Below are 14,515 nucleotides of genomic sequence, written 5' to 3'. Positions count from 1 at the left end.
CGATCAAGGGCAAATGCACGTGGTTGGATCTCTTTTCCACGTGCATTTGCCCTTGATCGATGCAACCTTCCTTGATCGCGGCTTGGGGCCCTGCGGTGGTCGCTGCCCGCCCGGGCGTAGCGGCATCGCGCAGCGGCGAGGCGGTCGCCACCGCCATCGCGCTGCGGGCCCTCGAAGGCACGCCGTGGCGGCGCGGAGGGGGAGACGCCGGAGCGCCGGTGCCCGGTGCCCGGGCCGGGCCGCTCGCCCGCGCGCTCCGTGCGGCGCGGGACCGGAGATCTTGGCGACTATGGCGAGCTGCGCGAGCTAGCGGCCGTGACTCTCCAAGATCTGGTCGCCGACCACGGCGTAGGGAGCGGCACGAACGCCAAGCGGCCCCGGCCCCCGGCCTCGGCCGGCCCGTCTCGGCCGGCCCGCGTGCCTGCGGCGGCAGCCGCCATCCCAGGTCGCGTCGCGTGGCCGGCGGCAGCGCGGCGATCAAGGAGAACTGCGTGGATCAAGGGCAAATGCACGTGGAAATGAGATCCAATCACGTGCATTTGCCCTTGATCGGCGGGAAGAGGGCGGCGGGAGGAGGGCGGCGTGGCGGCGGGGCCGCAGCGCGCGGCGCGCCGCAGCGGCGCCGCGCCCGGGTGGGCGCGGCGGCGAAGTGAGTGCGGAGCGGGTGGGAGGGCTAGCCGGTGTTGCGCATGCCGGCTGCGATGCCGTTGACCGTGGTCAGGAGGGCGCGCTCGACTGCTGTGCCGTCGCCGGGAGCACGTCGCGCGCCGGGTGCCGTCGCCACCGCGCGGTTTGGTGCGCCCGAGTCCCGGTACTGCCGAAGCAGCGCCACCTGCAGATGGTGCAGCGGCTCCAGGTAGGTGTCGCGGACGGCCAGTGTGCGGCGCAGCACCGGCTGGGCGTCGAGCAGCTCGGACTCCCCGGTGATCGCCAGCACCTCGCGGACGGTCAGCGCGTACTCCGCCTCGATCTTGTCGAAGATCGGCTGGAGGTCTTCGGCGACGAGCGTCTGCACGTACCGGCGGGCGATGCTCAGGTCGGTCTTGAACAGCATCATCTCGACGTTGGACAGGAATGTGCGGAAGAAGGGCCAGTTGGAGTGCATGTCGGCCAGCACGTCGGACAGGCCGGCTTCGCGAGCGGCGGCTAGGCCGCTGCCGACGCCGTACCAGCCGGGCACGATCTGTCGCGACTGGGTCCAGCCGAACACCCACGGGATCGCCCGCAGGCCGCCGAGGCCGGCGCCGGTGTTGGGGCGCTTGGCCGGGCGGGAGCCGATGTTGAGCGCGCCGAGCAGCTCGGTCGGCGTGGAGGCCCAGAAGTACGTGGGGAGCTGGGGATCTTCGATCAGTTCGCGGTATGCCCGGTAGGCGGCGGCCGAGGTGGCGTCCATCGTGGAGTCCCAGCGGATGAGCGCGTCGGTGGAGACCCGGGACGTGGTGTGCAGCAGGGTGGCCTGGAGCACGGCCGCCACGGTCAGCTCCAGGTTTTCCCGGGCGAGCGCCGGCAGGGTGTACTTGTCGGAGATGACCTCGCCCTGCTCGGTGACCTTGATGGCACCGTCGAGCGTGTTGTACGGCTGAGCCAGGACCGCCTCGTGCGTCGGGCCGCCGCCGCGTCCGACGGTGCCGCCGCGCCCGTGGAAGAGCCGCAGCCGTACGCCGTGCCGGGCGGCCACGTCGCGCAGTGACCGCTGGGCCCGGTGGATCGACCACTGCGAGGTGGTGATGCCGGCTTCCTTGTTGGAGTCGGAGTACCCGAGCATGACCTCCTGCACGTCGCCGCGGGCGGCCACGATCGCCCGGTACGCAGGCAGGGACAGCATCTCGTCGAGCAGCTCGCCACCGGCGTCGAGCTCGGCGGGGGTCTCCAGGAGCGGCACGAAGCCGATGCGCGCGCGGTGCCCGTGGACGTCGATCAGACCGGCCTCTCGGGCCAGTACGGCGGCGGCGAGCACGTCGTCGACGCCGAGCGTCATCGAGATGATGTATGACTCGATGACCTCCGGGCCAAACCGCTCCTGCGCGTCACGGATCGTGCCGAACACGTCGAAGGTGCGCCGGGCGGCGTCGCTGAGCGGCGTGTCGCGACTGGACAGTGGCCGCCGGCCGGTCAGCTCGTCGCTCAGCAGCTTGGTGCGTTCGGCGCGGCCGAGGCTGGCGTAGTCGGAGCCCTCGCCGATGCGGGCGTACATCTCGGCCAGGACCGTGTGGTGCGCCTCGGCGTGCTCGCGTACGTCCATTGTGGCCAGGTGGATGCCGAAGCAGGCCACCGTGCGGATCGCGGAGGCCAGCCGGCCCACGGCGGTGAGCTGGCCGGAGTTGCGGGCGAGCGAGGCGCGCATCAGTTCGAGGTCGGCGAGCAGCTCGTCGGAGCCGCGGTAGTCGCGCCCGGGCTCGTGGGCGGTGCCTTGGCGCAGCCGGACCCGGGTGTTGGCGAGCTTGGCCTTGATGCACCGGGCCTTGAGCCGGTACGGCTCTTCGGCGTTGGTGCGGCGGAACCGTTTTGGCACCTCGGGCAGCGCGTCGAGGTCCTTGGCGAGGCTGGCCGACAGGTCGAGGGACACCCCGCGCAGCCGGCGGGACACCGAGATCTCGTTGATCAGCGCGTCCATTGCCGCCTCGGTGGCCTGGATGCCGTGCTCGTGCTGGATCATGAGCACGTCTCGCGTGACGCGGGCCGTGACGAAGGGGTTGCCGTCGCGGTCGCCGCCGATCCAGGTGCCGAAGGTCATCGGGCGGGACGTCGGGGCGGTCTCCACACCGAGGGTACGCAGCGTGTCGGCGAGGTCGTCGAGCACCTGCGGTGCCGCGTCGCCGTACAGGTCGCGCAGGTAGTAGACCGCGTTGCGGGCCTCGTCGGTCGGGTCTGGCCGGTCGAGGCGCAGCTCGTCGGTCTGCCACAGCAGGTCGATCAGCTCGGCGAGGCGCCGCTCGGTCTGCGGGGACTCGCTGGCCCCGTACAGGATGGCGGCCGCTGTCTCGGCGTCGAGCTCGTCGGCGACCGCGCGCAGCTTCGACAGGATCGAGCGGCGGGCCGCCTCGGTCGGGTGCGCGGTGAAGACGGGCCGGACCGCGAGCCGGCGCGCGGCGGCGGCGATCTCCTCGGCGGGCACGCCCCGCTCGGCGATCAGCTTGGCCGCCTGGTCCAGCCAGCCGCCCTGACTGGCGCGCTGGCGGCGCAGCTCGCGGGCGCGGTGCACCTGCTCGGTGATGTTGGCGAGGTGGAAGTAGGTGGAGAAGGCGCGGGCCAGCTTGGTGCCGGTGGTGATGTCCATCGCGGAGAGCCGGTCGGCCGCCCCCTCCGCGTCCGTGCGCACGAGCGCGCGGATCTCCTCGACCAGGTCGAGCAGCGGCGGGCCTTCCTGACGGGCGAGGGTCTGGCCGAGAAGGGTGCCGAGCCGCCGGATGTCGGCGCGAAGGGCCGCATCGGGACCGTCGTGGTCGGTCTTGTCGGTCACCATGCGCTCCTTACGCGAGTACGAAGGACGGCGCTGTCCGACACCCCTGGATGTTACCGAGACCACGTTGCGTGCAGGTCGAACTCGTGAGTCATGTCTCAAAGGCCGGCGGGATAGTCTGAAAGGACAACCCCCCGCCCTAGCTGGGCGCGGGGGCCTCGACGTGCGCCCAAAAGGGGTAACCCATGAAGCTCACCGGTCTGCTCTCCGCCGCCCTCATCGATCCCGCGCTGGCGCGGGTGCGCGATCGCGCGCGGGCCGGCGGCGTCGCGGCGGAGGGGCTGGACCTCACCGCCCCGCCCGCGCTCCGGCCGTTCGTGGTGGCGGCGGTGGCGTCCGAGGGCGATGGTGCCGGCCGGCCGGTACTCGCGGTGACCGCCACCACCAGGGAGGCCGACGACCTCGCGGAGGCCCTGGGAAGCCTGCTCCCCGCCGACCAGGTGGCGGTCTTCCATCCCTGGGAGACGCTGCCGCACGAGCGGCTGTCGCCGCGGTCCGACACGGTCGGGCGGCGGCTGGCGGTGCTGCGGCGGCTCGCGCACCCGGCAGGCTCGCCGGTGCGGGTGGTCGTGGCGCCGGTGCGCTCCGTGCTCCAGCCGCAGCTGCGCGGGCTCGGCGATCTCGAACCCGTCGAGCTCCGCCGAGGCGGCGTGGAAACCTCAGCGGAATCCGGGTCGAGCACCGTCGTGCGCGGCCACGGCTCCCAGCGGAACCCGCAGGTGACCCTGGAAGACGTTGCCCGCCGGCTGTCCGACATGGCGTACGCGCGGGTCGACCTGGTGACGAAGCGGGGCGAGTTCGCGGTGCGGGGCGGCATCCTCGACGTGTTTCCGCCCACCGACGAGCACCCGTCGCGCGTGGAGTTCTGGGGCGACGAGGTCGAGGAGATCCGCACCTTCGCGGTGGCCGACCAGCGCACCATCGAGGCGGTCGATCAGATGTGGGCGCCGCCGTGCCGCGAGCTGCTGCTTACCCCCGAGGTCCGCCAGAAAGCCGCGGAGTTGGCCGAGGCGCATCCCGAGCTGATCGAGATCCTGGACAAGCTGGCCGAGGGCATCCCGGTCGAGGGGATGGAGTCGCTCACGCCGGCGCTGCTCGGCCCCGACTCGCTGGAGACGCTGCTGCACTGCATGCCGGTGCAGACCCACGTGTTGCTCTGCGACCCCGAGCGCATCCGGACCCGTGCGCACGACCTGGTGCGCACCTCCGAGGAGTTCCTGGAGGCGAGCTGGGCCGCGGCCGCCGTCGGGGCCCAGGCCCCGATCGACCTCGGGGCCGCCGCCTTCAGGACCTTGGCAGAGGTACGGTCGACCGCCACCGACCTGGGCATGCCCTGGTGGTCCCTTGCGCCGTTCGGCCTCGACGCCGCCGAGCCGGTCCGCTCAACCCCCGAGGCGGCGCCATGGGAAGATCCGCTGCCCGAGGTGACCGTCACGCCTGACGTGGGAGAGACGATCGCGCTGGCCGCGCAGGCGGTGCCGCTCTATCACGGCGAAACCGCCCGGGTGGTCGACGACCTCAAGCGCTGGTCTGGCGACGGCTGGGCGGTGGCGCTGGTCTTCGAGGGGCACGGGCCGGCGCAGCGGGCCGTCGAGGTGCTGCACGACGCCGGGATGGGCGCGGCGTTCGTGGAGACCGTCGACAAGCCGCCGGCGCCCGGTCAGCTCATCGTGGCGTGCGGTGCACTCAACCACGGGTTCGTCGACGAGGCGTCGCGGCTCGCGGTGATCACTGGCAACGACATCACCGGCGGGCGGGGTTCCTCGACCCGCGACATGCGCAAGATGCCGAGCCGGCGCCGCAACACGATCGACCCGCTGGAGCTGCGGGCCGGCGACCACGTGGTGCACGAGCAGCACGGCATCGGCCGGTACGTGGAGCTGGTGCAGCGCACCGTCAACGGCGCGTCCCGCGAGTACCTGGTGATCGAGTACGCGCCGTCGAAGCGGGGCCAGCCCGGTGACCGGCTCTTCGTGCCGACCGACCAGCTCGACCAGCTGTCCCGCTACGTCGGTGGGGAGAACCCCGCGCTGCACAAGATGGGCGGCTCGGAGTGGCAGAAGGCGAAGGCTCGGGCCCGCAAGGCGGTGCGGGAGATCGCGGCGCAGCTCATCCAGCTCTACGCCGCTCGCAAGGCGTCCAAGGGGCACGCGTTCGGCCCCGACACGCCGTGGCAGCGGGAGCTGGAAGACGCGTTCCCGTACACCGAGACGCCCGACCAGCTCGCGGCGATCGAAGAGGTCAAGCAAGACATGGAGCAGCCCACGCCCATGGACCGGCTGATCTGCGGCGACGTGGGGTACGGCAAGACGGAGATCGCGGTGCGGGCGGCCTTCAAGGCGGTGCAGGACGGCAAGCAGGTGGCGGTGCTGGTGCCGACCACGCTGCTCGCCCAGCAGCACTACAACACGTTCTCGGAGCGGATGGGCCAGTTCCCGCTGGAGATCCGGCAGCTGTCCCGCTTCCAGACGCCGAAGGAGACCGAGCAGACGCTGGCCAAGGCGGCCGACGGCAGCGCCGACATCGTGATCGGCACGCACCGGCTGCTCCAGACCTCGACCCGGTTCAAGCAGCTGGGCATGGTGATCGTCGACGAGGAGCAGCGCTTCGGCGTGGAGCACAAGGAGTACCTGAAGCAGCTCCGCACCGCCGTCGACGTGCTGACGATGTCGGCCACCCCGATCCCGCGCACGCTGGAGATGGCGATCACCGGCATCCGGGAGATGTCGACCATCGCCACCCCGCCGGAGGAGCGTCACCCGGTGCTGACCTTCGTGGGGGCGCACGACGACAAGCAGGTCGCCGCCGCGATCCACCGCGAGCTGTTGCGCGACGGCCAGGTCTTCTACCTGCACAACCGGGTCGAGTCGATCGACCGGGCGGCCCGCCGCATCCGCGAGCTGGTGCCGGAGGCGCGGGTCGCGCTGGCGCACGGGCAGATGGGCGAGGACGCCCTGGAGAAGGTCATGGTCGGCTTCTGGGAGAAGGAGTACGACGTCCTGGTCTGCACGACGATCGTGGAGTCGGGCATCGACATCCCGAACGCCAACACGCTCATCGTCGAGCGGGCCGACCTGCTGGGCCTCGCGCAGTTGCACCAGATCCGGGGTCGGGTCGGGCGCGGGCGGGAGCGGGCGTACGCCTACTTCCTGTACCCGCGGGAGAAGCCGCTCACCGAGCACGCACACGAGCGGCTGGCCACGATCGCGCAGCACACCGAGCTGGGCGCCGGCATGTACGTGGCGATGAAGGACCTGGAGATCCGGGGCGCTGGCAACCTGCTGGGCGGCGAGCAGTCCGGCCACATCGAGGGCGTGGGCTTCGACCTGTACGTGCGGATGGTCGGCGAGGCGGTGCAGCAGTTCAAGGGCGAGCGGCCGGCCGAGGAAGAGCCGGACGTCAAGATCGATCTGCCGGTCGACGCGCACCTGCCGCACGACTACATCGGTGTCGAGCGGCTGCGCCTGGAGATGTACCGCAAGCTGGCCTCCGCCCGTTCGGAGGTCGAGCTGAAAGAGGCGGTCGCCGAGATGCGCGACCGGTACGGCGAGCCGCCGGAGCAGGTGGCCAACCTCCTGGCGGTGGCGCGGTTCCGGCTGCTGGCCCGCGCGTACGGGCTGACCGACGTGTCCGTGCAGGGCAAGCACGTGCGCTTCGCCCCGCTGGCGCTGCCAGACTCGAAGCAGCTGCGGCTCAAGCGGTACCACCCGGACGCGGTGTACAAGCACGCCACCGACCAGGTGAGCGTGCCCCGCCCGGCGACCCGCCGGATCGGCGGCGAACCCCTACGCGACCAGGCGCTGCTGGACTGGTGCGCTCAACTCCTGAAGGACCTTCTGGGCGACCCCGTCCCGGCTGCCCAGACGAGGACATGAGAGAGTGGCCGCCATGCGTGCTCGTCGGTTGGCATCCATCGTCGTCGTCGCGTGCCTCGGCCTCGGTGTTCTCACCGGGTGCCAGGTGGACAGCGGCAAGGCGGCGATCATTGGCGGGACCTCGTACACCGAGGACCAGGTGACCGAGATCTACGAGAACGCCCTTCTGGCGAGTTCGGACGAGCCGACGCCGTCCGCGAGCCCGGCCGCCGCCGCGCCCGCGGTCAGCCGCCAGAAGATCGTCGACCTGCTGGTCAGCCTGGAGCTGGGCCGGCGGATCGTCGAGGAGAAGAAGTTCCCCGCCCCGGAGCAGGCTACGAAGCCGGAGGAGATCGCCTCCGCGCTCGGTGCGCCGCCGCAGAGCGAGTACGTCAAGCTCTGGGCCGCCTGGCTCGACGTGCAGAACACGATCGTCGAGCACACCCCGCGCGCCGGCCTGACCGACGAGGGGCTCATGCAGGTGTACCAGGCGCTCGTGCGGTCCAACGCGATCCAGGGCGGCATGAACGTCACCCAGGTGCGCGAGGCGTTCGGTGCGGCGATCTTCGCGGAGGCCGCCACGATCGTGAGCACCTCGCTGGGGGCCGAGGTCGAAAAGGTCGACGCCGAGATCAACCCGAAATACCAGCCGCTCGGCGCCCCGCTCGCGGTCAACACCCAGCAGGGCCCGGTGTTCTACGCACTGCCCTACGTCTCGTCCGACATGGTGACCGACGTTTCTCTATGACGGCTCGGGTCGTACTGCTCGTCACGTCACCCCGTCTCCCAGCCGGGCTGTTGACGGCGGCCGCCTGGGATCTGGTACGCGAAAATCCGGTCTTCGCGGGTGCGGAGAGCGAGCAGGTCGCGGCCGTGCGCGCGGCGGGCACCGAGGTCGTGATCGGCGGTGTCGAGGAGTTGCTCGCGGCGGCCCGCGAGCGCGGCACGTCGGTCTGGCTCGCTGGCCCGGCCGGCGATCAGGAGCTGGCCCGCAACCTGGGCATGCGGATCGCGCGCGAGCCTGGGCTGGCGGAGCTGGAGCTGATGTACGGCTCCTGGGATCCGCCGGGCGCCCGGCTGCTCGACGCGGTGAGCGCGATGGACCGGCTGCTGTCGCCGGGCGGCGACCCGTGGAAGCGGCAGCAGACGCACACGACGCTGGCCCAGTTCATGCTCGAAGAGGCGTACGAGGCGTACGACGCCATCGAGGCCGGTGACCTGGCGGCGCTGCGCGAGGAGCTGGGTGACGTGCTGCTCCAGGTGGTGCTGCACGCGCGGCTGGCCGAGGAGCTTCCGGACGGCGAGCGGTGGACGGTCGACGACGTCGCCGGCGACCTGGTCGACAAGCTGGTGCGGCGCAACCCGCACGTGTTCTCCGGCATCACCGTGTCCAGCATCGAGGAGATCACCGAGAACTGGGAGCGGATCAAGCGCGTCGAGAAGTCGCGCGGGTCGGCGATGGACGGCATCGTGATGGCCCAGCCGGCGCTGGCGCTCGCCGCGAAGATCCTCCAGCGGGTCGAACGCGCGGGGCTCGACGTACCGGTACCGGCTCAACCGTCCACGACGGACAGTGAGCCCGAGCTGGGCGCGGTGCTGCTGGCCATAGTCGCCTCGGCCCGTTCGCGCGGGCTCGACCCGGAAGCGGCGCTGCGCCGCGTGGCCCTGGCGTACGCGGACGCGGTGCGGGCCGCCGAAGCCTGACCGGTCAGGCCCACGCCCAGGCCCACGGCCACGACGAGCACCCCGAGCGCCTGCCCTACCTCTGGCAGCCGCCCGGCCTGGATCGCGGCGGTCACGAGGGTGGCGATCGGCATCACGCCGACGATCATCCCGGCTCGCTCGACGCCGAGCCGCTGCAACCCGGTGAACCAGGCCACGAACGCCACCACGGTCATCATCACGGCCAGGTACGCCAGCGTCGCCGCCTCGGTGCCTGTGGGCATCCGCCACCGCGCGATCTCGCCGGCGGGCACGGCCGTGAGCAGCAGCAGCGGTACCGCGAGCGCGCAGCTGTAGCCCGCCACCCGTACCGCGCCGAGGCGGGGCAGGACGGCGGCGGCGAGCAGCGAGAAGAGGATCTCGCCGACGAGGGCGCCCAGCGAGGCGAGCAGCCCGATCAGGTCGACGTGTCCGGTGCCCTGCACCAGCGCGGTGCCCGCCACGACCACGGCCGCGGCGACCACGATCCGCCCCGCCGGCCGGCCGCCGCGCATCAGCGGCGCCAGCAGGGCGATGCCGAGCGGTGCGGCGCCGATGACGGTGCCGACGACGGCCGCGTCGGCGTGCGGCAGCGCGATGAGGATGAGCGCGTTGAACGCCGCCAGCCCGGTGGCCGCGAGCAGGGCGAGGATGCCCAGCTCACGCCGGGTTGGCACGACGCGAGGGCCGCGTACGAGCGCGAACAGGATCGCGGCTGCCACCGCGTACCGGGCGGCCTGGCCTGTCAGGTTCGGGTAGTCGACGATCAACTGGCTCAGGGACACGGCACTGCCGACGATCGCCATCCCGAACACGCAGAGCAGGGCACCAAGTCGCATGCACCGAAGCTAGGCTTGCTTTGGTCTCATAGACAGGGCCATCAGGGTGCGGTTGGACAGGTCCATAATGTGCGAGCCGCCGAGCGGAGGCGAGGCCAATAAGCAGAGCGGTAACGTCTTTGCATGGCGCAGTTCGTACCGGTCGCCGAGCGCATCGCCGACGCGATCCTGGAAAGCTCCCCGCTGCTCGCCTCGTACGCGGGCGACCATCGCTTCGACCACAAGCTGCCCGACCTGTCCGCCGACGGCGTGGCAGCCGACGTGGCCATGCTGCGCGACGCCGGCAATGCCTTGGTCGAGGTCGACGCCGACGCGCTCGCACCCCAGGACCAGGTCGACCACGCGGTGCTGACCGCCATGGTCGAGCGCGGCCTCTTCGAAGCCACCGAGATCCGGTCGCACGAGTGGGATCCACTGGCTCACAACCCGGGCCCGCTGCTGTACGCGCTGATCGCCCGGCCGTTCGCGCCGGTCGAGGAGCGGCTGGCCAGCCTCGAAGGGCGGCTCGCCGCCGTGCCGGACGCGCTCGCCACCGCCCGCACGGTGCTGCGCGACTGCCCGCGGATACACCTGGAGACCGCCGCCGGCCAGTTCGCGGGCGCCGCCGCGCTGGTGCGGGACGAGCTGCCCGGCCTGCTCGCGGAGGCACCGGGGCGGCAGAGCACGGTCACGCCGCTCGCCGAGGCGGCGGTGAGGGCGTTGGACGAATTCGCGGGCTGGCTGCGCTCCCGGGCGGAGACGGCTGACCGGGATCCTCGGCTCGGCCGGCGACTGTGGGAGGCCCGGCTGTGGCACACGCTCGACACCGAGCTGCCCGCCGCGCAGGTGCTCGCCCGCGCCGAAGCCAACCTGGCCCGGATCACCGAGGAGATCCGGGAAGCGGCCGTCGCCCTGGTCGGCGGTCCGGCGACGGACGAGACGGTACGCCAGGCACTCGGCCTCCTCAGCGCCGAGCATCCCGACGACGCCACGATCGTCGACCTCGCCAAGGTCACGCTCGGCGAGGCCACCGAGTTCGTCCGCGAGCACGATCTCGCCACGCTCGTCGACGACCCGTGCGAGATCATGGAGATGCCCGAGTTCGCACGCGGAGTGGCCGTGGCGTACTGCGACCCGCCCGGCCCGCTGGAGACCGCGGACGTGCCGACGTTCTACTGCATAGCGCCCGCCCCTGCGGACTGGCCGGCGGAGCGCGTGGAGTCGTTCTACCGCGAGTACAACGACCACATGATCCGCAATCTCACCGTGCACGAGGCGATGCCGGGGCACTTCCTGCAGCTCGCCCACTCCCGCCGCTACCGGGGCTCGACCCGGGTGCGGGCGCTCGGGCACTCCGGGCCGTTCGTCGAGGGCTGGGCGGTCTACACCGAGGAGCTGATGACCTCGTTAGGGTTCGGCGGGCTGCCGATCAAGCTCCAGCAGCTCAAGATGCAGCTCCGCATGACCATCAACGCCATTCTCGACCAGCTCGTGCACTGCGAAGGGCTGGCCGAGGCGGACGCGATGGCGTTGATGACCGGCAAGGGCTTCCAGGAGGAGGGCGAGGCGGCCGGCAAGTGGCGCCGGGCGCTACTCACGTCGACCCAGCTCTCGACGTACTTCGTGGGCTACACCGAGGTCGCGGAGATCGCGGCGGCGCGGCCGGCGGGCACATCACCTCGGGAGTGGCACGATGCCATGCTCGCGCACGGCTCGCCGCCCCCGCGCCACCTGCGCACGCTGCTGGGGGTCAGTGCTTGACGGTGGCGTCGATCAGCCAGCGGGAGATCGAGTACGCGGGCGGCAGCTCCGCCGGCAGGGCGTCCAGCGCAAACCACCGCGCCTGTGTCAGCTCTCGCCCGTCGATCACCGGCTCGGCGCGCGGGTCGGCGCACTCGGCGGTGAACCCGGCCAGTACCACACCCGGCCCGGACATCGCCCACGGCTGGCTGCCGAAGTAGGTCAGCTCGCCGAGCTCCAGCCCGACCTCCTCGCGCACCTCCCGACGCACCGCCTGCTCCAGCGACTCGCCCGCCTCCAGGAACCCGGCGACCAGCGCCCACAGCTCCGTCGGCCCGTACGAGTGCCTCACCAGCAGCAGCTCGTCGCCCCGGCGGATCGCGACGAGCACGGCGGGAGAGAGCTGCATCGGCACGTACAGCTCGCAGTCGGGACAGCGCCGGGCGTGCTCGCCGGGCACGTCGTCGAGCCTCGCGGTGCAGGCGCCGCAGTACCGGTGGGCGTGCCGCCACGTGATCACCTGGAGCGCCCTGCCGGCCAACGATGCGAGCGGCTCGCCCAGGTCACCGGCCAGTGCCGGCCAGCTTCGCCACTCGCCCGTGTCACCGCGCTCGCCCGCCACGGCCCACACCGCCACGCCGTCGAGGGTGCCCAGGGCGACGTAGTCGAGGCCGCCCGGCAGGTCGCGGACGCGGGGGAACCCGCCTTCGGGCGTGCACATGAGCTTGCGGCCGGCCACGACCAGGCACGTGTCGTCCGGCGCGGGTGGGGCGTCAGCCACGGCACCCGGCACGAACAACGGGCTCACTTCGCGCCGGCGCGCTGGTCGAGGACCGTGGCTCCGGCGGGCACGGCGAAGGCGTCTGCGTCCACGGCGTCACGGTACCGGGTCAGCGCGATGTCGACGGCCGAGCCGTTGACCACACCCGCGAAGCTGCCGAGCACTCCTTCGGTGGTGATGCACGCGTCGAACTTCGAGGCCGCCGCGTTCTGTACCCGCTCGACCTGCACGCAGGTGGCGTGCCGGCCGGCCACCGTGGTGTCGCTCTGCTCGATGACCGCGTCGGTGTCGAGGGCGGCAGTGGTGAGCAGGCCGACCACCACGGTCGGGGCGACGAGCCCCTTGGCACCCGCGTTTTCGAAGAGCGTGACCGCCGGCTTGTTGGCCGGCGCGGGCGGCGCGGTGAGCGTGCACGTGGTCGCGCCCGAGGCGGTGTGACATTCGGTGGTGGCCTCCGCGGTCACGGTGACCTTTCCGTCGGGGTACACGTACGCCGAGCGCAGCGGCTCCTGGGCCTGCGCGATCGTCGCGGTGCGACCGCCGGTGAGCTGGTAATCGGCGGAGTAAGTGAGCTCGCCGGAGCCGTCCAGCCGGCTTGCCAGGTCATTGACCAGGCTGGCTCTGTCGATCACCTGCCCCGCGTCGTCCATCGACTGGCAACCACCCACGAGGGCGGACACGATCACGAGCGCGGAGAGTAGGCGGGCGAAGGACATGACGGCCAGCCTCCTCGATCAGGTCCGGCCGGCGCAACCCGGATCTGTCCGTCCGGATACGCTCTGCAAGCGGAGAAGCCGAACTCCCGGCCGCAGCGCGGCGGCCCGTGAAGATCAAGACGAGGAGCGTCACAGTGGCCACCATTGAGGGAATTGTCGCCCGGGAGATCCTCGACTCGCGCGGCAACCCGACCGTCGAGGTCGAGGTCGGGCTGGACGACGGCACGGTCGCGCGGGCCGCGGTGCCGTCCGGCGCGTCGACCGGCGCGTTCGAGGCGATCGAGCTGCGCGACGGCGACACCGCCCGGTACGGCGGCAAGGGCGTCGAAAAGGCCGTGAGCAACATCGAGGACCGGATCGTCGACCAGCTAATCGGGTACGAGGCGAGCGAGCAGCGCCTGATCGACCAGAAGATGCTGGACATCGATGGCACCCCGGACAAGTCGGGCCTCGGAGCCAACGCGATCCTCGGTGTGTCGCTCGCCGTGTCGAAGGCGGCCGCCGGCAGCGCCGAGCTGAGTCTCTTCCGGTACCTGGGCGGGCCCAACGCGCACCTGCTGCCGGTGCCGATGATGAACATCCTCAACGGTGGGGCGCACGCCGACTCCAACGTGGACGTGCAGGAGTTCATGGTCGCCCCGATCGGCGCGCCGACGTTCCGTGAGGCGCTGCGTTCCGGCGCGGAGGTCTACCACGCGCTCAAGTCGGTGCTGAAGAAGAAGGGCCTCTCCACTGGCCTCGGTGACGAGGGCGGCTTCGCGCCGAACCTGCCCACCAACGCCGCCGCGCTCGACCTGATCGGCGAGGCGGTCGAAAAGGCCGGATACCGCCTGGGCGCCGACATCGTGCTCGCGCTCGACGTGGCCGCAACCGAGTTCTACAAGGACGGCTCGTACGTCTTCGAGGGCGCCGCCAAGTCGTCCGACGAGATGATCAATTACTACAGCAAGCTCGCCGAGGCGTACCCGATCGTCTCCATCGAAGACCCGCTGGCCGAGGACGACTGGGCGGGCTGGAGCGCGTTCACCGCCGCGGTGGGCGACAAGATCCAGATCGTCGGCGACGACCTCTTCGTCACCAACCCGGAGCGCATCGCCCGGGGCATCGCCGAAAAGGCCGCGAACGCGGTGCTCGTCAAGGTCAACCAGATCGGCTCGCTCACCGAGACGTTCGACGCGGTCGACCTCGCCCACCGGGCCGGCTTCAAGTGCATGATGAGCCACCGCTCCGGTGAGACCGAAGACACCACGATCGCCGACCTGGCGGTGGCCACCGGCTGCGGCCAGATCAAGACCGGTGCGCCGGCCCGGTCCGACCGGGTGGCGAAGTACAACCAGCTGCTGCGGATCGAGGAGGAGCTGGGCGACGCGGCGCGCTACGCAGGTGCCGGCGCCTTCCCGAGGTACCGTTCGGCTAGCTGACCTAGCGCTTGAAGGGGAGGAGGG

General features: G+C 71.5%; 7 protein-coding genes and 3 pseudogenes. 6 read left to right on the top strand and 4 right to left on the bottom strand.

The features are described from left to right. Positions 1-673: 673 nt before the first annotated feature. On the bottom strand, positions 674-3,460 hold the full coding sequence (gene ppc, locus V6V89_RS18110) for a phosphoenolpyruvate carboxylase (RefSeq protein WP_334620313.1): 2,787 nt from the start codon (positions 3,458-3,460) through the stop codon (positions 674-676). Positions 3,461-3,645: 185 nt separating this feature from the next. On the opposite strand from ppc, the pseudogene V6V89_RS41735 reads away from it, so the two are divergent. The 4 genes and pseudogenes from V6V89_RS41735 to V6V89_RS18095 all read left to right on the top strand — a co-directional run. Beyond that, positions 3,646-4,102 (top strand): annotated as a pseudogene (locus tag V6V89_RS41735) (transcription-repair coupling factor); the annotation flags it as partial. Between the two features lie 83 nt (positions 4,103-4,185). After that, positions 4,186-7,335: pseudogene (gene mfd, locus V6V89_RS18105) on the top strand (transcription-repair coupling factor); the annotation flags it as partial. Positions 7,336-7,348: 13 nt separating this feature from the next. Then, on the top strand, positions 7,349-8,062 hold the full coding sequence (locus tag V6V89_RS18100; protein ID WP_334620311.1) for a hypothetical protein: 714 nt from the start codon (positions 7,349-7,351) through the stop codon (positions 8,060-8,062). After that, a complete protein-coding gene (locus tag V6V89_RS18095) occupies positions 8,059-9,018 on the top strand; it encodes a nucleoside triphosphate pyrophosphohydrolase (protein ID WP_334620310.1) in 960 nt (319 codons plus the stop codon). The genes V6V89_RS18100 and V6V89_RS18095 overlap by 4 nt, the downstream gene beginning before the upstream one ends. A 29-nt stretch (positions 9,019-9,047) precedes the next feature. Here V6V89_RS18095 and V6V89_RS18090 read toward each other — a convergent pair. Then, positions 9,048-9,854, bottom strand: a pseudogene (locus V6V89_RS18090) (EamA family transporter); the annotation flags it as partial. A gap of 123 nt (positions 9,855-9,977) precedes the next feature. Between V6V89_RS18090 and V6V89_RS18085 the strand changes: the two are divergent. Continuing rightward, on the top strand, positions 9,978-11,594 hold the full coding sequence (locus tag V6V89_RS18085; protein ID WP_334620309.1) for a DUF885 domain-containing protein: 1,617 nt from the start codon (positions 9,978-9,980) through the stop codon (positions 11,592-11,594). Here V6V89_RS18085 and nudC read toward each other — a convergent pair. Next, a complete protein-coding gene (nudC, locus tag V6V89_RS18080; protein WP_334620308.1) occupies positions 11,584-12,354 on the bottom strand; it encodes an NAD(+) diphosphatase in 771 nt (256 codons plus the stop codon). The genes V6V89_RS18085 and nudC overlap by 11 nt on opposite strands. Positions 12,355-12,377: 23 nt before the next feature. Further along, positions 12,378-13,070: a hypothetical protein gene (locus tag V6V89_RS18075; RefSeq protein WP_334620307.1), complete on the bottom strand. Its 693-nt coding sequence runs from the start codon at positions 13,068-13,070 to the stop codon at positions 12,378-12,380. 134 nt (positions 13,071-13,204) lie between these two features. On the opposite strand from V6V89_RS18075, the gene eno reads away from it, so the two are divergent. Continuing rightward, positions 13,205-14,491, top strand: a complete 1,287-nt coding sequence (gene eno, locus V6V89_RS18070; protein ID WP_334620306.1) for a phosphopyruvate hydratase — start codon at positions 13,205-13,207, stop codon at positions 14,489-14,491. The last annotated feature ends 24 nt before the right edge of the window (positions 14,492-14,515 follow it).

Origin of the sequence: Micromonospora sp. CPCC 206061, assembly GCF_036906915.1 — a bacterium.
Lineage (GTDB): Bacteria > Actinomycetota > Actinomycetes > Mycobacteriales > Micromonosporaceae > Phytohabitans.
This window is presented reverse-complemented; position numbering and strand designations above follow the sequence as displayed.